The organism is Pseudomonas sp. WS 5079 (assembly GCF_012985465.1).
In the GTDB taxonomy this organism is placed as follows: Bacteria; Pseudomonadota; Gammaproteobacteria; order Pseudomonadales; family Pseudomonadaceae; genus Aquipseudomonas.
This window is the reverse complement of the sequence record NZ_JAAQWN010000014.1, coordinates 90364-109833: the sequence shown is the minus strand read 5'-3', so window position 1 is coordinate 109833 and position 19470 is coordinate 90364. Positions and strand designations below refer to the sequence as shown.

Below are 19470 nucleotides of genomic sequence, written 5' to 3'. Positions count from 1 at the left end.
GCCATGGCAACCATCAAGGATGTGGCGGCGCTGGCGGGCATTTCCTACACCACGGTATCCCATGTGGTGAACAGGACCCGTCCGGTCAGCGAGCCCGTGCGGCTCAAGGTCGAAGCTGCGATCAAGCAGCTGGACTATGTACCCAGTGCGGTCGCCCGCTCGCTGAAGGCCAAGACCACCGCGACCATCGGCTTGCTGGTGCCCAACAGCCTCAACCCGTATTTCGCTGAGCTGGCCAGGGGCATCGAGGACTACTGCGAGCGCAATGGCTACTGCGTGATCCTGTGCAATTCCGACGATAACGCCGAGAAGCAGCGCAACTATTTGCGGGTGCTGCTGGAGAAGCGTGTCGACGGCTTGATCGTCACCTCGGTCGGCGGCGATGACAGTGGCCTGGCCACGGGCCTCAAGGCGGTGCGCACGCCCATGGTCATTGTCGACCGGGGCCTGGAGGGCGTTGATGTGGATCTGGTGCGCATCGATCACGAGCAGGGCGCGTACCTGGCAACCCGGCATTTGCTGGAGCTGGGGCACCGGGATATCGCCTGTATCGGTGGGCCCGCGCACACGCGTGTCGCGCAGATGCGCCTGGCCGGTTACCAGCGTGCGTTGCAGGAGGCCGGGATTGTCGTGTCTGCCAGTCGCGTGCTGGAGAGCGATTTTACCAGTACCGGCGGCTATGCGGCGGCGGTGCAGTTGTTGGCGGACCAACCGCCCAGCGCGATATTCGCCGGCAACGACATGATCGGTTTCGGTGTGCTGCGCGCGGCCGCCGAGCGCAACCTGCGGGTGCCTGCCGAGCTGTCGGTGATTGGTTTTGATGACATTCAAATGAGCCGCTATGTGTACCCCGCGTTGACCACCGTGGGCCAGTCGATCCTGCAATTGGGGGAAACGGCGGCGGAGTTGTTATTGCGACGGATTGCGACACCACAATTGCCGGCTGACCAGCGCATTGTCACGCCGAGCATTGTCTTGCGTGAGTCAACGGCGCCGTTGGCTGGCGTGTTTGCCTCAAACCGCTGAACGAATTGACGAGTATTGATGTATGCCAGCAACAGTAGTGGTAGTAGGCAGTTTGAACATGGACCTGGTGACCCGGGCCAGCCGGCTGCCTCGCGGCGGTGAAACCCTGGTGGGCCAGTCGTTTGCCACCGTGCCGGGCGGCAAGGGCGCCAATCAGGCGGTCGCTGCGGCGCGTCTGGGGGCTGACGTTGCGATGATTGGCTGTGTGGGCAGTGATGCCTACGGCGCCCAACTGCGCGATGCGCTGGTGGTGGAGGGTATCGACTGCCAGGCGGTCAGTGAGGTGCAGGGCTCCAGTGGCGTCGCGCTGATTGTGGTCGATGACAGCAGCCAGAATGCGATTGTGATTGTCGCTGGTAGCAACGGCCAACTGACACCCGCGTCGCTGCTGGCGTTCGACGCCGTGCTGCAGGCGGCGCAGGTGATTGTCTGCCAGCTCGAAGTGCCGATGGATACCGTGGGGTATGCCCTCAAGCGCGGTCGTGAACTGGGCAAGACGGTAATCCTCAACCCCGCGCCCGCCAGTGGCCCGTTACCGGCAGACTGGTACGCCGCGATCGATTACCTGATCCCCAACGAGAGTGAAGCGTCGGCCTTGAGCGGTGTGCCGGTGGACTCGCTGGAAACAGCCAAGGTCGCGGCTGCCCATTTGCTAAAAGCCGGGGCAGGCAAGGTCATTGTGACCCTTGGCTCGCAGGGCGCACTGTTCGCCGATGGCCAGGGCTTCGAGCATTTGCTGGCGCCCAAGGTGCAGGCCGTGGATACCACAGCGGCGGGCGACACCTTTGTCGGTGGTTTTGCCGCGGCACTGGCCAATGGTCAGGGTGAGGCCGAGGCCATTCGTTTCGGCCAGGTCGCGGCGGCCCTGTCGGTCACCCGTGCCGGTGCGCAACCCTCCATTCCTACACTGCATGACGTTCAAGGCGTTGCTCGCCCATGAAAAAGACTCCATTGCTCAACATTGCCCTGTCGCGGCTGATTGCCTCTCTTGGCCACGGCGACATCCTGGTGATCGGTGATGCCGGTCTGCCAGTGCCGCCGGGCGTGGAACTGATCGATCTGGCGCTGACCCAGGGCATTCCCGATTTCATCAGCACCCTGCGCGTGGTGCTCAGCGAGATGCAGGTTGAAAGCCACGTATTGGCCGAGGAAATCCTGCTCAAGCAGCCGCCGGCGCTGGCGGATCTCAACGCGCTCGACCAGGGTGGCCTGGGTGAGCGTCGCCTGCTCAGTCATGAACAATTCAAGTTGCTCAGCCACAAGGCACGCGCGGTGGTGCGTACAGGCGAGTGCCAGCCCTACTGTAATATCGCGCTGGTGTCTGGCGTGACTTTCTAGCATTTCCCACAATGACAAGGAGTGCGTCATGCAACGTAGAACCCCAACCCTGCGACACCTGTTTCGGAGTGTGCTGCTTTTGTCCGTACTAACTGCTGCAAGCGCCCAGGCGGCGGAAAAAATCGACCTGATCATTGATACCGATCCGGGCGCAGACGATGTGGTCGCGCTGCTGTTTGCGATGGCGTCGCCACAGGAACTGAATATCCGGGCATTGACCACCGTGGCCGGCAACGTGCGCCTGGACAAGACCTCACGCAATGCCCGGTTGGCCCGTGAGTGGGCGGGCCGTGAAGAGATTCCGGTGTATGCCGGCGCGCCGCAGCCGCTGCTGCGCACGCCGATCTATGCCGAGAATATTCATGGCAAGGAAGGCATTTCCGGGGTCACCGTGCATGAGCCGAAAAAAGGCCTGGCCGAAGGCAATGCGGTGGACTACCTGATCAAGACCCTGAGCACCGCCAAGCCCCATAGCATCACCATTGCCATGCTCGGCCCGCAGACCAACCTGGCGCTGGCACTGACCCAGGCGCCGCAAATCACCCAGGGCATCAAGGAGGTGGTGGTCATGGGCGGCGCGCATTTTAATGGCGGCAACATTACCCCGGTGGCCGAGTTCAACCTGTTTGCCGATCCGGCGGCTGCTGAAATTGTCCTCAAAAGTGGCGTCAAGCTGACCTACCTGCCGCTGGACGTGACCCACAAGATACTCACCAGCGACGCGCGCCTGAAGAAGATCGCCGACCTGAACAACAACGCCAGCAAAGTGGTGGGCGATATTCTCAATGAATACGTCAAAGGCGATATGGAGCACTACGGTATGAGCGGCGGCCCGGTGCATGATGCCACCGTGATCGGCTACCTGCTCAAGCCTGAGCTGTTCACCGGGCGCCAGGCCAATATGGTGGTTGATAGCCGCGAAGGCCCGACGTTCGGCCAGACCATCGTCGATTGGTACGATGGCCTCAAGCACGACAAGAACGTGTTCTGGGTGGAAAGCGGTGATGCCCAGGGCTTCTTCGACCTGCTCACCGAACGCCTGGCGCGCCTGAAGTAAGCGGCCTGTTGGCGGGTTTCTATTCGCGCTGGGGGTCTTCGACGCCCATATGGTCGGCCGGGTATTTTTCGAATATCTGGCCGATAAAGGCTTGTGCGGCCTGGGTGCCCAGTTCCTTGACCAGCAGGTCTATGCCGATGATTGCCAATTCTTCCGGGCTGCCTGGGCTGTAGGAGCTTTGCCCTTGGGGCCACTTGGCTTTGATATCGGCATTGATGGTAACGATGGTCATCGGGTTCTCGCGGTTCGCAAAGGCTGGAATGGCCTGCAGAGTTAACCATCTTGCGCCGCGTTTGGCACTGCTACTTAGGCATGAGGGGAGGGCTGTGCGACACTGGTACTTTGTTTAATTGCCAGGACAAGCCACGTGCACATCGATTTGACCAACCCCAAGAGCCTCACATTGGAAGCCGTTCGCCAAATGATTGCCAGTGCCAGCGACGACCAGCACACCCAATTGCGGGTGACCAAGGCTGGTATCGCCTATATCTCCTCCTGCGTGGTGGGCGGGATGGACGTCAATGGCCTGTTGTTTCGCCTGGAGACCTGGGCGGCAGGGTCGGGCTATGTGGGCCGGATAGCGGCCAGTGATGAGGTATGGGTGACACAGATTTATAACGCGCTGAAACAGAATTGGCCGAATCCGCCGTTTGACTACATCGACGTCTACTGACACTTGTTCATATCTGGTGACGAATGATTCATCCGGCCGTAGGGCCGAGTCAGGCAGACTCGCTTACGGCCAATTGTGACAATTCTGAAACCAATTGGCCAAATCACGGTCGCACGATCTCTGTCCATTTTTATCATAGGAGGCTTCATGCCTTGGAAGCTCGCATCATTCGGTACTTTGTTGGCGGCAACCGTCCTGGCGGGCTGCAGCACTTCGGGTACCTCTGAGCCGGCCAAAGACACGGCTGCGGCTGTTCATACACGCTGTGAATCGAAGGCTGCGGAGTTTGCAATCGGGCAGAAAGCCTCGCCGCAATTGCTGGAGCAGGCCCGTACCCGCGCAGGTGCGCAGAATGCACGCATTCTCAAGCCCAACGATATGATCACCCTTGAATACCGCTCCGATCGCCTGAACCTCAATACCGATGACAACCTGGTGATCACCCGCGTCAACTGCGGCTGATAACGCAGCGCTTTTGTATCGCCCATAAAAAACCCCGTCACATGGACGGGGTTTTTTAGCTCAGCGGAGAATTACTCGCCGCGAACCTGTGCAGCTTGCATACCCTTTTGGCCTTTCTCAGCCACGAAGGAAACGGTTTGGCCTTCTTTCAGGCTTTTGAAACCGTCGCTTTCGATAGCTTTGAAGTGTACGAACAGGTCGTCACCGCCACCTTGAGGAGTGATGAAGCCGAAGCCTTTTTCATCGTTGAACCATTTAACGGTGCCGGTTTGGCGATTAGACATGGTGTATCTCCAAGAAACATATATTTTCAGTAGTACTGTGCTGCTCAGGCCAACTGGGCACACTGGGCTATCATAGTCGAAATGTTCGGCTTGGGAGCCCCCCCAAGGCACTGTTTGCTAATCAATCGCGTTTTCTTCAGTGCCCTGGCTGGCTGTAAGCCCCGGGTTACGGGGCTTTAGCACGAAATATCCGCTAGTAAAAAAAGCCGTAAAAGCTGTGTAAATTGTGCGAAATAGCAGTTTTCACAGGGTTTTCAGGTCTTTTTGATGGACTGAATTCTCGTCGTGCTTACTTTTTCTTTACGACCTTGCAGGACGAAATAGCCGCGACTGCTTTGTTTCTAAGCTCTGGGCTGGCGTTCTGGTTGGTCATCAGCTCCTTGATTTCCGCAGTGCTCAATTCTGCGTTGATCTTGTCCGCGCCACATTCGCAATGGGCTTTGGCGGTTTTGGCATCAACGTTCTGGCTTGCAGCAGCGCTGCAGTCCTGAACAAAGCTGTCCCGGGCGCCGGCAGGCCAGTTGGAGGGCGCGGCGGCTTGTGCGCCGATGGAGAACAGGGCCAGGGAAGCGGCAAGGGCGAAGATCGAGGTGCTGCGCATGGTTAGATGCTCCTTGAGTCGATATGACGAACGGCGATTTTCAGTGTGTTTGAGGCCCGTCGTACAGCCCAAGTTCACTTTTGGCTGCAAAAGCCTGGAGTTTGTCGCTACAAGGCGGTAGGGCAGCGCCATGACCGTTCATCTGTGCTAGCATCCACGACCTGGCTTTTTTCATGCCAGGCTTCTTTTGTTTAACTCCAGTCACTCTGGTTCGATTATCGGTTGGCCGAAAGGCTCCTGCCGCTGTAAGGCAGGCGCTCAGCAATGAGCGGCCTGGTGTTGGATCTTGTACTGGCTCATCCCAACCCACGTGACCTTTGGTAGGGGTCACCACTAGGAGAGGAGGCGCCATGCCAACTATTACTCTTCCCGACGGCAGTCAACGTTCATTCGATCATCCGGTTTCCGTAGCCGAGGTCGCCGCATCCATCGGTGCAGGCCTGGCCAAGGCCACCGTGGCCGGCAAGGTCGACGGCAAGCTGGTTGATGCCAGCGACCTGGTCACCTCCGATGCCAGCCTGCAAATCATCACGCCCAAGGATCAAGAGGGGCTGGAGATCATTCGCCACTCTTGCGCGCACCTGATTGGCCATGCGGTCAAGCAGCTGTACCCCACCGCGAAGATGGTGATCGGCCCGGTCATCGACGAAGGCTTCTATTACGACATCGCCTACGAGCGTCCTTTCACTCCGGACGACCTGGCAGCCATCGAACAGCGCATGCACGCACTGATCGAGAAAGATTACGACGTCATCAAGAAAGTCACGCCGCGCGCCGAGGTGATCGACGTGTTCACCGCCCGTGGCGAGGACTACAAGCTGCGTCTGGTGGAAGACATGCCGGACGAGCAGGCCATGGGCCTGTATTACCACGAAGAATATGTCGACATGTGCCGGGGTCCGCACGTGCCGAACACGCGCTTCCTCAAGTCGTTCAAACTGACCAAGTTGTCCGGTGCCTACTGGCGCGGCGATGCGAAGAACGAGCAACTGCAGCGGATCTACGGCACTGCCTGGGCTGACAAGAAGCAGCTGGCTGCCTACATCCAGCGCATCGAAGAAGCCGAAAAACGTGACCATCGCAAGATCGGCAAGCGCCTGAACCTGTTCCACCTCCAGGAAGAAGCGCCGGGCATGGTGTTCTGGCACCCGAACGGCTGGACCCTGTACCAGGTGCTTGAGCAATACATGCGCAAGGTTCAGCGCGAAAACGGCTACCTGGAGATCAAGACTCCGCAGGTCGTTGACCGTAGCCTGTGGGAAAAGTCCGGGCACTGGGCCAACTACGCCGACAACATGTTCACGACCCAGTCGGAAAACCGCGACTACGCCATCAAGCCGATGAACTGCCCGTGCCATGTGCAGGTGTTCAACCAGGGCCTGAAGAGCTACCGCGAGCTGCCGATGCGCCTGGCCGAATTCGGTGCCTGCCACCGTAACGAGCCATCAGGTGCGCTGCACGGCATCATGCGCGTGCGCGGCTTCACCCAGGACGACGCCCACATCTTCTGCACTGAAGAGCAGATGCAGGCCGAGTCCGCCGCGTTCATCAAGCTGACCATGGACGTTTATCGCGATTTCGGCTTTACCGAAGTGGAAATGAAACTGTCCACTCGTCCGGAAAAACGCGTTGGCTCCGACGAGCTGTGGGATCGCGCCGAAGCTGCACTGGCCGCAGCGCTAGACAGTGCGGGCCTTGCGTACGATCTGCAGCCGGGCGAGGGCGCGTTCTACGGTCCTAAAATCGAGTTCTCGCTGAAAGATTGCCTTGGCCGTGTCTGGCAATGTGGTACCTTGCAGCTCGATTTTAACCTGCCGATCCGTTTGGGAGCCGAATACGTCTCCGAAGACAACAGCCGTAAACACCCGGTTATGCTGCACCGGGCGATCCTCGGTTCGTTCGAACGGTTCGTCGGGATCCTGATCGAGCACTACGAGGGCGCTTTCCCTGCGTGGTTGGCTCCGACCCAGGCAGTGATCATGAATATCACTGATAAACAGGCCGATTTTGCCGCTGAAGTTGAAAAAACACTCAACGAAAGCGGATTTCGTGCCAAGTCCGACTTGAGAAATGAAAAGATCGGCTTTAAAATCCGCGAGCATACTTTGCTCAAGGTTCCCTATCTTTTGGTTATCGGAGATCGGGAAGTCGAGATGCAGACTGTCGCTGTGCGTACTCGTGAAGGTGCTGACCTGGGCTCGATGCCCGTCGCCCAGTTCGCTGAGTTCCTCGCGCAAGCGGTTTCCCGGCGTGGTCGCCCAGATTCGGAGTAATTATTATTAAGCGTGAAATGAGACAAGATAAACGAGCTGCACCGAAAGCCCCGATCAACGAGAATATCTCGGCACGCGAGGTTCGGTTAATTGGGGCTGAGGGTGAGCAGCTTGGGATTGTGTCAATTGAAGACGCGCTTCTTAAGGCTGAAGAAGCCAAGCTCGATTTGGTGGAGATTTCCGCCGATGCTGTACCTCCTGTCTGCAAGCTGATGGACTACGGCAAATCGATCTTCGAAAAGAAGAAGCAGATTGCCGCAGCCAAGAAGAACCAGAAGCAGATCCAGGTTAAAGAAATCAAGTTTCGTCCAGGGACGGAGGAAGGGGATTACCAGGTAAAACTGCGCAACCTGGTACGTTTCCTGAGTGATGGGGACAGGGCCAAGGTATCCTTGCGATTCCGCGGCCGTGAGATGGCCCACCAGGAGCTGGGTATGGAACTCCTCAAGCGGGTTGAAGCTGACCTGCTGGAGTACGGTTCCGTCGAACAGCATCCTAAGATGGAAGGACGCCAGCTGATCATGGTCATCGCCCCGAAAAAGAAGAAGTAATCAATAGGGCACGGCAGGCCTTCTGATTATGTTTATCAACTGAATGCGGAGTATCCGAACATGCCAAAGATGAAGACTAAAAGTGGTGCTGCTAAGCGGTTTCTGAAAACTGCTAACGGTATCAAGCACAAGCACGCTTTCAAGAGCCACATCCTGACCAAAATGTCGACCAAGCGTAAGCGTCAACTGCGCGGTAGCAGCTTGCTGCATCCGTCTGACGTGGCAAAAGTCGAGCGCATGCTGCGCCTTCGTTAATTTTGGATCAAGAATAGAGGAAGTAACTCATGGCTCGTGTAAAGCGTGGCGTCATTGCCCGTAAGCGTCACAAAAAAATTCTGAAACTCGCTAAAGGCTACTACGGCGCGCGTTCACGCGTATTCCGTGTTGCCAAGCAAGCGGTAATCAAGGCAGGCCAATACGCCTACCGTGACCGTCGTCAGAAAAAACGTCAGTTCCGCGCTCTGTGGATCGCTCGTATCAATGCTGGTGCTCGTGTTAACGGTCTGTCCTACAGCCGTTTCATCGCTGGCCTGAAAAAAGCGTCCATCGAAATCGACCGTAAGGTTCTGGCTGAACTGGCCGTGAACGAAAAAGCGGTGTTTGCTGCGATTGTCGAGAAAGCTAAAGCCACCTTGGCTTAAGTACCCCCGACAGTCACCCTGGGCTACGCCGTAGTCCAAGGTGGTAAACGTCATAAATAGGGGAAGAGCCTTCAAGCTCTTCCCCTATTTTGTATCTGGAGTCTGTACATGGAAAACCTGGACGCGCTGGTCGCTCAAGCTCTTGAGGCTGTGCAAAGCGCTGAAGATATCAATGCCCTGGAGCAAATCCGGGTTCACTACCTTGGCAAAAAAGGTGAATTGACTCAGGTGATGAAGACCCTGGGCAATCTGCCGGCCGAACAGCGCCCGCAAGTCGGCGCGCTGATCAACGTTGCCAAGGAGCGTGTCACAGAGGTTCTCAATGCGCGCAAGGCGTTGTTCGAGGAGGCCGATCTTGCGGCCAAGCTCGCCGCCGAGTCCATTGACGTGACCCTGCCTGGCCGCGGCCAGACCTCTGGCGGTCTGCATCCGGTTACCCGGACTCTGGAACGTATCGAGCAGTTCTTTACCCACATCGGCTACGGCATTGCCGAAGGCCCTGAGGTCGAAGACGACTATCACAACTTCGAGGCGCTCAACATCCCAGGCCATCACCCGGCCCGGTCGATGCACGACACCTTCTATTTCAATGCGAACATGCTGTTGCGCACCCATACCTCGCCGGTACAGGTCCGCACCATGGAATCGCAGCAGCCGCCGATCCGCATCGTCTGCCCAGGCCGTGTGTACCGTAGCGACTCCGATATCACCCACTCGCCGATGTTCCACCAGGTCGAAGGCCTGCTGGTTGATCGCGATATCAATTTCGCCGACCTCAAAGGCACCATCGAAGAATTCCTGCGGGTGTTCTTCGAAAAAGAGCTGGCGGTACGTTTCCGCCCGTCCTACTTCCCGTTCACCGAGCCATCCGCCGAAGTTGATATGGAGTGTGTGATGTGCAGCGGTAAAGGCTGCCGGGTCTGCAAGCAGACTGGCTGGCTGGAAGTCATGGGCTGCGGCATGGTTCACCCCAACGTGCTGCGCATGTCCGGGATCGATCCAGAAGAATTCTCGGGCTTTGCCTTCGGCATGGGCGTCGAGCGTCTGGCCATGCTGCGTTACGGCGTGAACGACTTGCGCCTGTTCTTCGACAACGACTTGCGGTTCCTCGCGCAATTTCGCTAGTCGTAACGAACCTTTAGGAGAGCAGGATGAAATTCAGTGAACAATGGCTGCGTGGTTGGGTAAGCCCGCAGGTAAATCGCGATGAGCTGGTTGCTCGTCTGTCGATGGCCGGTCTTGAGGTCGATAGCGTTACGCCGGCCGCCGGTGTTTTCAGTGGCGTGGTAGTGGGCGAGGTGCTGAGCACCGAGCAGCACCCGGACGCCGACAAGCTGCGTGTGTGCCAGGTCAGCAATGGCGCGGAAACTTTCCAGGTCGTGTGCGGTGCGCCAAACGTGCGCCCGGGCCTGAAAATCCCGTTTGCGATGATCGGTGCCGAGCTGCCCGGTGACTTCAAGATCAAGAAAGCCAAGCTGCGTGGCGTCGAGTCCAACGGCATGCTGTGCTCCCAGGCGGAGTTGCAGGTTGGCGAAGGCAATGATGGCTTGATGGAGCTGCCGGCTGATGCGCCAGTAGGCCAGGACATCCGTGTCTATCTGGACCTGGAAGACGCCAGCATCGAAGTCGACCTGACTCCGAACCGCGGCGACTGCCTGTCCCTGGCTGGCCTGGCCCGTGAAGTCGGTGCGCTGTACGGCGTGCCTGTCACGCGTCAGGTAGTGACAGCGGTCCCAGCAGTCCACGACGAAGTGCGTTCCATCGAAGTGCTGGCACCAAACGCGTGCCCGCGCTACCTGGGTCGTGTGATCCGCAATGTCGACCTGTCCCGGCCGACCCCGCTGTGGATGGTCGAGCGCCTGCGTCGTGCCGACGTGCGCAGCATTGATGCCGCTGTCGACATTACCAACTACGTGATGCTGGAGCTGGGTCAACCGCTGCACGCCTTCGATCTGGCCGAGATCAACGGTGGGATCCGCGTGCGTATGGCCGAGGAAGGCGAAAAGCTGGTCTTGCTCGATGGCCAGGAAGTCACCCTGCGCAGCGATACCCTGGTGATTGCTGATCATTCCCGCGCCCTGGCCATTGCCGGTGTGATGGGCGGTGAGCACAGTGGTGTGTCCGCGACGACCCGTGACGTGTTCCTTGAAAGCGCGTTCTTCGACCAGATCGCTGTGGCGGGCAAGGCTCGTTCTTACGGCTTGCACACCGATGCCTCGCACCGCTACGAGCGTGGCGTGGACTGGCAACTGGCCCGTGAAGCCATGGAGCGCGCCACCGGCCTGCTGCTGGAAATCACCGGCGGTGAAGCTGGCCCGATCACCGAGACGGTCAGCGAGCAGTATTTGCCGTCGATTGCACCGGTGACGTTGCGCGCTCAGCGCGTCGAGCAAATGCTCGGCCTGGTGATTGAAGAGGCGCAAATCGTGCGCCTGCTGACCGGTCTGGGCCTGGGCGTCAGCGCTGATGGGGAAGGGCAATGGCGTGTAGAAGTGCCAAGCCATCGCTTTGATATCAGCCTTGAAGTCGACCTGATCGAAGAGCTGGCCCGTCTGTACGGCTACAATCGCCTTCCGGTTCGTTACCCGCAAGCGCGCCTGGCCCCGCAACCCAAGACCGAAGCCCGTGCACACCTGCCTGAGCTGCGTCGCCTGCTGGTCGCCCGTGGTTATCAGGAAGCGGTGACCTACAGCTTCATTGATCCCAAGCAGTTCGAACTGTTCACCCCGGGTGTCGAGCCGCTGTTGCTGGCCAACCCGATCTCCAACGACATGGCAGCCATGCGCTCGTCCCTGTGGCCAGGCCTGGTGAAAGCACTTTCCCACAACCTGAACCGTCAGCAGGACCGCGTGCGCATGTTCGAAAGCGGCCTGCGCTTTGTCGGCCAACTGGACGGCCTGAAGCAAGAGCCGATGCTGGCTGGTGTGGTCTGCGGCAGCCGTTTGCCGGAAGGTTGGGCGCAGGGTCGCGACCCAGTGGACTTCTTTGACGTCAAGGCGGACGTGGAAGCGGTGCTGGGCTTTGCCGGCGCGCTGGATGCCTTCGCGTTTGTCCCTGGCAGCCACCCGGCCTTGCATCCAGGCCAGACTGCGCGCATCGAGCGCGAAGGTCGCCTGGTCGGTTTCGTCGGTGCGATCCACCCTGAACTGTCGAAAACCCTCGGTCTCGACCGTCCTGTGTTCGTCTTCGAGCTGGTGTTGGCTGAAGTCGCTGCGGGCAAGATGCCTAAATTCAGCGAGCTGTCGCGTTTCCCGGAAGTGCGTCGTGACCTGGCCCTGGTGGCGGATCGTGATGTCGCGGCCAGCGCCGTGCTGCAAGTAATCCGAGAAAATGCAGGCGAATGGCTGACGGACCTCAGGCTATTTGACGTCTATCAGGGTAAAGGCATTGATCCGCATAGAAAAAGCCTTGCAGTTGGCTTGACCTGGCAGCATCCATCGCGCACTCTTAATGACGATGAGGTGAATACCACGACGCAAAATATCCTCACCTCGCTCGAACAAAGGTTGAACGCCACGTTAAGGAAGTGACGTATGGGGGCTTTGACGAAAGCTGAGATGGCGGAACGTCTGTACGAAGAGTTGGGTCTGAACAAGCGCGAGGCCAAGGAATTGGTCGAGCTGTTTTTTGAAGAAATCAGGCACGCTCTGGAAGACAACGAACAGGTCAAATTGTCCGGTTTCGGCAATTTTGACCTGCGGGACAAACGCCAGCGGCCTGGCCGCAATCCAAAAACGGGAGAAGAAATCCCGATCACGGCTCGCCGTGTGGTCACCTTTCGTCCAGGGCAGAAGTTGAAGGCCCGAGTTGAGGCTTATGCTGGAACCAAGTCATAACGACGAGCTACCCGTCATCCCAGGCAAACGCTACTTCACCATTGGTGAAGTCAGCGAACTCTGTGCGGTAAAACCGCATGTGTTGCGCTATTGGGAGCAGGAGTTTCCTCAACTCAACCCCGTCAAACGCACCGGGAACCGTCGGTATTATCAGCGCCAGGATGTGCTGATGATCCGACAGATCCGCGCGTTGCTGTACGACCAGGGGTTCACCATCAGCGGCGCACGCCAGCGTATGTCCGGTGATGAAGCCAAAGACGACACCACCCAATACAAGCAACTGATACGCCAGATGATCTCCGAATTGGAAGATGTACTGGTGGTTTTGAAAAAGTGAAACAAGCCTTTAAAATACTTCCACATTTCAAATGCTTGCGGTATATTCCTGATCGCTTCGTTATGAAGCGAACCCAGTTTCACGCCTAGTCGGGGCGTAGCGCAGTCCGGTAGCGCACTAGCATGGGGTGCTAGGGGTCGAGTGTTCGAATCACTCCGTCCCGACCATATTTCCTGACTAAAGTCAGACACTTAAGCCGATCAGCTAGATCGGCTTTTTTGTGCCTGCACAAAACCCGCGCAAAACTATCCGGCATCTCTTGAGCCTTCCATCCCTTATAACAACCGCCTCCTCCCGATCCTCCTTGAGCGCGCGCGTCAGATATCTCTCATCGATCTGCGTCTAGCCCCCGCAGCCGCGCACCCGAGATTGCATGTGCTCGAAAATCACCCCGCACGCTCAAGCCTCAAACAAACCCCACCTGTCATTTTCATAACACTTGACCTTCCCCTCATGGCAAGCCGGATAAAACCTCAAGTGTTGGTTTGTCCTGAAAATTACAAGGAGGTACACGATGTACGGCAAGCGAATAACCCTGGGCGCCGTGGCGATAGCTGTCGTGTTCACGTTGGGTGGCTGTAATGAGAGCGCGCCTGTGGCTGATGCCGCCAAGCCGCCTGGTGTGCCGGTGGCCGAGGTGGTTGCGCAGCCGGTGACTCCGTTTGTCGAATACACCGGTTCCTTGACCGCGATTGAGCAGGTTGAGCTGCGCCCGCGTGTCAGTGGTTACCTGCAGCAGGTCAGCGTGCCCGAAGGCCAATCCGTGGCCAAGGGCAGTCTTTTGTTTGTGATTGACCCACGGGAATTCCAGGCCGCGCTGAACGCTGCCAAGGGGCGCTTGCGTGAGGCGCAGGCCAACGCATTGCTGGCCCAGGCCGAGCATGGCCGAGCCGAGCAACTGTTCGCCAAAAAAGTGGTGGCGCGTGATCGGCTCGACACTGCCATTGCTTCGCTGAACGCCGGCAGGGCCCAGGTTGATGCCGCCAGGGCAGCGCTGGACGCCGCCCAACTGGATTTGAGTTACACCCGTGTCACCGCGCCCATCAGCGGTCGCGTGGACCGTGCCCTTGTCACCGAGGGCAACTACGTCACCCGTGGGGTGACGCCGCTGACGACGATCGTCTCCATTGACCCGTTGCATGTGTATTTCGATGTCGATGAACGCACCTACCTGCGCTCGCTCGCCGCGACTCGGGAGGATGCCGCGTCCAAGGGGGAAAAGGCCGCCAAGGTCATGGTGGCGATGCTTAACGACGCAAACTATGCGCGGGCCGGGCGGGTGGACTTCCTGGCGAATGCGGCCGACCGCAAGACCGGCACAGTGCGTGCGCGTGCAGTGGTCGATAACCCCGACGGGCGCCTGACGCCGGGGCTGTTCGCCAAGGTCAAGCTGGACACCGGCGCGCCGCAACCCCGGGTGTTGGTGGCCGACCACTCCATCGGCACTGACCAGGGTCGCCGCTATGTATTGGTGGTCGGCGCAGGCGACAAGACCGAATACCGCCCCGTCGAGCTGGGGCCGATGGCCAACGGCCTGCGGGTGATTGAGCAGGGCCTGCAGCCGGGTGAGCGCATTGTGGTCAAGGGGCTGGTGCGCCCCGGCATGCAGGTGACGCCGCTGGCCGCCAACATCGACGGCGCGCCGTTGGATGCACCGCTGGTCATGGGGGGCGTGCAATGAGCTTCCCACGCTTTTTCATTGACCGGCCGATCTTCGCCATCGTGCTGTCGGTGTTGATGATGATCGCTGGCATCGTGGCCTTCTTTCATTTGCCGCTCAGCGAATACCCCGCCGTGACGCCGCCCACCGTGCAAGTGACCGCATCCTATCCGGGCGCCAACCCCCAGGTGATCGCCGAGACGGTGGCGGCGCCACTTGAGCAGGTGATCACCGGGGTCGAGGGCATGCTGTACATGACGTCGCAATCGGCGACCGACGGCCGCATGATCCTGACCGCAACCTTTGCCCAGGGCACCAACGCGGACATGGCGCAGATCCAGGTGCAAAACCGCGTCTCGCGGGCCCTGCCGCGTTTGCCCGAAGAGGTACAGCGCCTCGGCGTGGTCACGCAGAAGACCTCCCCGGACATCCTCATGGTGGTCCACCTGCTGTCGCCTGACCAACGTTATGACCCGCTCTATATCTCCAACTATGCCTACCTCCAGGTGCGCGATGAGCTGTCGCGGATTCCGGGGATCAACGACGTGCTGGTGTGGGGTGCGGGCGAGTACAGCATGCGTCTGTGGCTCGACCCGGACCTGATCGCCGCCCGTGGCTTGACCGCAGGCGACGTGATCAGCGCCGTGCGTGAGCAGAACGTGCAAGTGGCGGCCGGCTCGGTCGGCCAGGCGCCTGACTCCAGTGCGGCATTCCAGGTCACGGTCAATACCCTCGGGCGCCTGACGGACGAGGAGCAGTTTGGCGACATCATCATCCGCACCGGCGATAACGGCCAGGTGACGCGCCTGCGCGATGTGGCCCGTGTGGAAATGGGCGCCGATGCGTACGCGTTGCGCAGCCTGTTGGATGGCGAGCCGGCCGTTGCCTTGCAGATCATCCAGAGCCCGGGCGCCAACGCGCTCGATGTGGCGCAGGCGGTGCGCGATACCATGCAGCGCCTGGAGGCCAACTTCCCCGAGGGGATGGTGTCGCGGATTGCCTATGACCCGACAGTGTTTGTGCGTGCATCGCTGGAGTCAGTGGCCATCACCCTGATGGAAGCGATCCTACTGGTGGTCCTGGTGGTGGTGGTGTTCCTGCGTAACTGGCGCGCATCCCTGATCCCGTTGATGGCCGTGCCGGTGTCGATTATCGGCACCTTTGCGGTCATGCATCTGATGGGCTTTTCCCTCAATACCCTGTCGTTGTTCGGCCTGGTGCTGTCCATCGGGATCGTGGTCGACGATGCAATCGTGGTGGTGGAGAACGTCGAGCGGCATATCGAGAACGGCGAGGAGCCGACGCAGGCTGCGCGACGAGCGATGGGCGAGGTGACCGGGCCGATCATTGCGATCACCTCGGTACTGGCTGCGGTGTTCATCCCCACGGCCTTCCTCAGTGGCTTGCAAGGTGAGTTTTATCGGCAGTTCGCGCTGACCATCGCGATTTCCACGATCCTGTCGGCGGTCAACTCCCTGACCCTCAGCCCGGCACTCGCCGGACTGTTGCTGCGCCCGCGCGGTGCCGCCGTGGTACATGATCCGCGTAGCCTGCGCGGTCGCGCCGCGCACATGGTGCAGGTGCTGAGCCGGCCGTTCCAGCGGGCACCGCAGGCGTATGGCAACACGGTGCGCAAGGTGGTGGGCCGTCGCGGCGTGGCGCTGTTGGTTTATGGTGGGTTGCTGGCGCTGACCTGGTTCGGCTTCAGTGCTGTACCGGCGGGCTTCGTACCGATGCAAGACAAGTACTACCTGGTAGGCATCGCCCAATTGCCCAACGCGGCCTCCCTGGATCGTACCGACGCAGTGGTGCGGCAAATGTCGAAAATCGCCCTGGATGAACCAGGGGTCGAAAGCGTGGTGGCATTCCCTGGGTTGTCGGTCAACGGCTTCGTTAACGTACCGAATGCCGCCGTGATGTTCATCATGCTTGATCCGTTCAAAGAGCGTACCTCTGCGGACATGGCGGCGGTTGCCATCGCCGGGCGCCTGCAAGCCAAGTTCGCGAACATTCCCGACGGTTTCCTCGGCGTATTCCCACCGCCGCCAGTGCCCGGCCTTGGGGTGACCGGCGGCTTCAAGCTGCAGGTCGAGGACCGTGGCGGGGTCGGGCTCCAGGCTCTGGTGCAGCAGACCCAGGTGCTGATGACCAAAGCCACCGAGTCGGGCCAGGTCGCTGGGTTGATGACCAGCCTTGACGTCAACGCGCCTCAGTTGAATGTCGATATCGACCGCACCCAGGTCAAGAGCCAGGGGGTGCGGCTGGCCGATGTGTTCGAGTCCTTGCAGGTCTACCTCGGTTCGCTGTATGTCAACGACTTCAACCGTTTCGGCCGCACCTACAAGGTGACGGCCCAGGCCGACGCGGACCACCGCATGCAGGCCGAAGCCATCGGCCGCCTGCAGGTGCGCAACGCGGCCGGGGACATGCTGCCGTTGTCGGCGTTTGTCACCGTCACACCGAGTTCCGGACCCGATCGGGTGATTCACTACAATGGCTACCCCTCGGCCGACATCTCCGGCGGAGCGATGCCGGGGGTCAGTTCGGGGCAGGCCGTCGCGCTCATGGAGCGCCTGGCGCAGGAGGTGCTGCCCGAGGGCGTGACCTTTGAATGGACGGACTTGACCTACCAGCAAAAGCTCGCCGGGTCATCGGCTCTGTTTATTTTCCCGCTGTGTGTGTTGCTGGCCTACCTGATCCTGGCCGCGCAGTACAACAGCTGGCTGCTGCCCCTGGCGGTCTTGCTGATTGTGCCCATGTGTCTGCTCAGCGCGATCATTGGCGTCTGGTTGGTGGACGGCGACAACAACGTGTTCGTGCAGATCGGGTTGGTGGTGCTGGTGGGGCTGGCGGCGAAAAACGCGATCCTGATTGTCGAGTTTGCCCGCAGCCTTGAAGCCGAAGGCGCCAGCCCGCTGGAAGCGGTTATCCACGCGTGCCAACTGCGCTTGCGGCCGATCCTGATGACCTCACTGGCGTTCATCGCTGGCGTGGTGCCGCTGGTATTTGCCAGCGGAGCCGGGGCCGAGATGCGCCATGCCATGGGGGTTGCGGTGTTTGCCGGGATGCTGGGGGTGACGCTGTTCGGTCTGTTCCTGACGCCGGTGTTCTATGTGGTGATGCGCAGCCTTGCCCTGCGTTTGCAGCGCAAGGGCGCGAGTCCCAAGCTGCAATTGGAGGAGAGCGCGTCATGAGATTGGCCTATCAAGCGTTTCTGTTGTCGTCGCTCCTGGTGACTGGCTGCACCGCAGTCGGGCCCGATTATTCCGCGCCGGTGCTGCCCGCCGCGCAACGGCCGGCGAGCTTCGGCGCACCCATCGCCGGTCTCGGTACGGGCGATGTCGAGGTGCAGTGGTGGCGTGTGTTCGATGAGCCGGCCCTCAGCCAACTGATCCAGCAGGCGCTGGCGGCCAACCACGATATCGGCATCGCCACCGCGCGGCTCGACGAAGCCAAGGCGATGCTGCGCGAGAGCCGCCAGGGCTTCTTGCCCAGCGGCGGTGCCGCGTTAGGGTATGAGCACCGACAGCGCAGCGAAGTCGAGACGCCGTCCGGCCAGCAGCGCTCCCTTGAAACCACGCGCGCAGCGCTGGATGCCGCCTGGGAAATCGACTTGTTTGGCCGCGTCCGGCGCTCGGTGGAGGCCGCGCAGGCCCAGGCGGGCTCGCGCCAGGCGTTGCTGCGCAGCGTACAGGCGAGCGTTGCCGCCACGGTTGCCGCGACCTGGTTCGAGCTGCAAGGGGTCGAAGCCGAGCAGGCGGTGGTGGCGGACATCAGTCAAAGCCAGCGCGACAGCCTGGGCCTGGTGGAGCACTTGGTCAGTGTGGGGGCCGCCACCGAGTTCGATCGGCTGCGAGCCGAGGCCTTGCTGCGCAATGTCGAGGCGGTCGCCCCCGGCCTTGAGCGGCGTCGCGCAACCACTACCAATGCACTGGCGGTCTTGCTGGGGCAGGCGCCGCAAGGGTTCAAGCCACCGCAGGCCAGGCCCGGTCGTGAGACCTTGAACCTGCGCACCCTGCAGGTGGGTGACCCGGCCGGCTTGCTGGCCCGGCGCGCCGATATCGCCGCAGCCGAACGTGTGCTGGCGGCCGAGACCGCGCAGATCGGCGTGGAAACAGCCGGTCTGTATCCGGACATCCAGGTGCAGGGCTCCATCGGCCTGCTGGCCGGAAGCCTCGGCGCCTTGGGCGATTCGGGCATGCAGTCGAACTTTATTGCACCAGTCATTCGCTGGTCGCTGCTGGACACTGGGCGCGTACGTGCGCGGATTGCCGCCAGCGAGGCGCGCACCCAGGCGGCATTGATCAGCTACGACCAGACCGTATTACGCGCCCTGCAGGAAACCGATGACGCGTTCCAGGCCAACAGTGCGGCGGGCAGCACCCTGGGCCTGCGACTGCTGGAGGCGGCGGCCAATCGCGAGGCGGCGAGGTTGGCCCGCACGCGCTTCACGGACGGTGAGGGGGTGTACCTGGACGTACTGGAGGCAGAGCGCGCGGACTTCACCAGCCGCCGCGCACTGACCGTGGCGCGCACCGAGCAGCGCTTGGCGGTGGTCGGCATCTACAAGGCGCTCGGCGGTGGCTGGCAGATCTGCGAGCAGGCGGGGCAGGTGTGCAGCGGCGCTGCGGCGCTGCGTTAGACGCCGTTGTTGTACGCAAGCGCTGTGCTTGCGGTGTTCGGCGAAGGACGGCGAGGCGGCAGATTTCCTGGCGCAAGCCACCATTTATC

The 19470-nt window shown here is 60.3% G+C and carries 20 protein-coding genes and 1 tRNA gene; 18 read left to right on the top strand and 3 right to left on the bottom strand.

Annotated features, from left to right (window positions below; all coding sequences use genetic code 11):
- The first annotated feature begins 3 nt into the window (after positions 1-3).
- From HBO05_RS27210 to HBO05_RS27195, 4 genes are read left to right on the top strand one after another with little or no spacing between them, the layout of a single operon-like run.
- A complete protein-coding gene (locus tag HBO05_RS27210) occupies positions 4-1026 on the top strand; it encodes a LacI family DNA-binding transcriptional regulator (protein WP_169953502.1) in 1023 nt (340 codons plus the stop codon).
- Between the two features lie 22 nt (positions 1027-1048).
- Positions 1049-1966: a ribokinase gene (rbsK, locus tag HBO05_RS27205; protein ID WP_169953504.1), complete on the top strand. Its 918-nt coding sequence runs from the start codon at positions 1049-1051 to the stop codon at positions 1964-1966.
- Positions 1963-2364 (top strand): D-ribose pyranase, encoded by a 402-nt coding sequence (rbsD, locus tag HBO05_RS27200; RefSeq protein ID WP_169953506.1) that lies wholly within the window; start codon positions 1963-1965, stop codon positions 2362-2364. Before rbsK ends, rbsD begins: the two co-directional genes overlap by 4 nt.
- Before the next feature lie 28 nt (positions 2365-2392).
- Positions 2393-3421: a nucleoside hydrolase gene (locus tag HBO05_RS27195; RefSeq protein ID WP_172314743.1), complete on the top strand. Its 1029-nt coding sequence runs from the start codon at positions 2393-2395 to the stop codon at positions 3419-3421.
- 19 nt (positions 3422-3440) lie between these two features.
- Here HBO05_RS27195 and HBO05_RS27190 read toward each other — a convergent pair whose 3' ends face one another.
- The gene (locus HBO05_RS27190; protein ID WP_169953509.1) at positions 3441-3653 is read right to left on the bottom strand and encodes a hypothetical protein; all 213 of its coding nucleotides are present in this window, start codon (positions 3651-3653) and stop codon (positions 3441-3443) included.
- Between the two features lie 135 nt (positions 3654-3788).
- Here HBO05_RS27190 and HBO05_RS27185 point away from each other — a divergent pair, with 135 nt between their 5' ends.
- Both HBO05_RS27185 and HBO05_RS27180 read left to right on the top strand, forming a co-directional pair.
- Positions 3789-4094 (top strand): hypothetical protein, encoded by a 306-nt coding sequence (locus HBO05_RS27185; RefSeq protein ID WP_169953510.1) that lies wholly within the window; start codon positions 3789-3791, stop codon positions 4092-4094.
- Between the two features lie 147 nt (positions 4095-4241).
- A complete protein-coding gene (locus tag HBO05_RS27180) occupies positions 4242-4556 on the top strand; it encodes an I78 family peptidase inhibitor (RefSeq protein ID WP_169953511.1) in 315 nt (104 codons plus the stop codon).
- A 71-nt stretch (positions 4557-4627) separates the two neighbouring features.
- On the opposite strand, the gene HBO05_RS27175 is transcribed toward HBO05_RS27180, so the two are convergent.
- A complete protein-coding gene (locus tag HBO05_RS27175; RefSeq protein WP_003234260.1) occupies positions 4628-4840 on the bottom strand; it encodes a cold-shock protein in 213 nt (70 codons plus the stop codon).
- 289 nt (positions 4841-5129) lie between these two features.
- Positions 5130-5441 carry a hypothetical protein gene (locus HBO05_RS27170; protein ID WP_169953512.1) on the bottom strand — a complete coding sequence of 104 codons (312 nt, stop codon included), beginning with the start codon at positions 5439-5441 and terminating at the stop codon, positions 5130-5132.
- A 350-nt stretch (positions 5442-5791) separates the two neighbouring features.
- On the opposite strand from HBO05_RS27170, the gene thrS reads away from it, so the two are divergent.
- The 12 genes from thrS (at position 5792) to HBO05_RS27110 (ending at position 19381) form a co-directional block, all read left to right on the top strand.
- Positions 5792-7714, top strand: coding sequence for a threonine--tRNA ligase (gene thrS, locus HBO05_RS27165; protein WP_169953513.1), 1923 nt, complete (start codon positions 5792-5794; stop codon positions 7712-7714).
- Positions 7714-8265, top strand: coding sequence for a translation initiation factor IF-3 (infC, locus tag HBO05_RS27160; RefSeq protein ID WP_169851780.1), 552 nt, complete (start codon positions 7714-7716; stop codon positions 8263-8265). The genes thrS and infC overlap by 1 nt, the downstream gene beginning before the upstream one ends.
- A 60-nt stretch (positions 8266-8325) precedes the next feature.
- On the top strand, positions 8326-8520 hold the full coding sequence (rpmI, locus tag HBO05_RS27155; protein ID WP_002553160.1) for a 50S ribosomal protein L35: 195 nt from the start codon (positions 8326-8328) through the stop codon (positions 8518-8520).
- Positions 8521-8549: 29 nt separating this feature from the next.
- Positions 8550-8906, top strand: a complete 357-nt coding sequence (gene rplT / locus HBO05_RS27150; RefSeq protein ID WP_003174975.1) for a 50S ribosomal protein L20 — start codon at positions 8550-8552, stop codon at positions 8904-8906.
- A gap of 108 nt (positions 8907-9014) precedes the next feature.
- Complete coding sequence (pheS, locus tag HBO05_RS27145) at positions 9015-10031, top strand: phenylalanine--tRNA ligase subunit alpha (protein WP_169953514.1); 1017 nt, start codon at positions 9015-9017, stop codon at positions 10029-10031.
- A gap of 26 nt (positions 10032-10057) precedes the next feature.
- On the top strand, positions 10058-12436 hold the full coding sequence (gene pheT / locus HBO05_RS27140) for a phenylalanine--tRNA ligase subunit beta (RefSeq protein ID WP_172314741.1): 2379 nt from the start codon (positions 10058-10060) through the stop codon (positions 12434-12436).
- A 3-nt stretch (positions 12437-12439) separates the two neighbouring features.
- On the top strand, positions 12440-12742 hold the full coding sequence (gene ihfA, locus HBO05_RS27135) for an integration host factor subunit alpha (RefSeq protein WP_002553164.1): 303 nt from the start codon (positions 12440-12442) through the stop codon (positions 12740-12742).
- Positions 12723-13079 (top strand): MerR family transcriptional regulator, encoded by a 357-nt coding sequence (locus HBO05_RS27130; RefSeq protein ID WP_003174972.1) that lies wholly within the window; start codon positions 12723-12725, stop codon positions 13077-13079. The genes ihfA and HBO05_RS27130 overlap by 20 nt, the downstream gene beginning before the upstream one ends.
- Before the next feature lie 90 nt (positions 13080-13169).
- A tRNA-Pro gene (locus HBO05_RS27125) sits at positions 13170-13246 on the top strand.
- A gap of 347 nt (positions 13247-13593) precedes the next feature.
- Positions 13594-14760, top strand: coding sequence for an efflux RND transporter periplasmic adaptor subunit (locus tag HBO05_RS27120; protein WP_169956054.1), 1167 nt, complete (start codon positions 13594-13596; stop codon positions 14758-14760).
- Positions 14757-17933: an efflux RND transporter permease subunit gene (locus HBO05_RS27115; protein ID WP_172314739.1), complete on the top strand. Its 3177-nt coding sequence runs from the start codon at positions 14757-14759 to the stop codon at positions 17931-17933. Before HBO05_RS27120 ends, HBO05_RS27115 begins: the two co-directional genes overlap by 4 nt.
- Positions 17930-19381, top strand: a complete 1452-nt coding sequence (locus tag HBO05_RS27110) for an efflux transporter outer membrane subunit (protein ID WP_170043469.1) — start codon at positions 17930-17932, stop codon at positions 19379-19381. Before HBO05_RS27115 ends, HBO05_RS27110 begins: the two co-directional genes overlap by 4 nt.
- Positions 19382-19470: the final 89 nt, after the last annotated feature.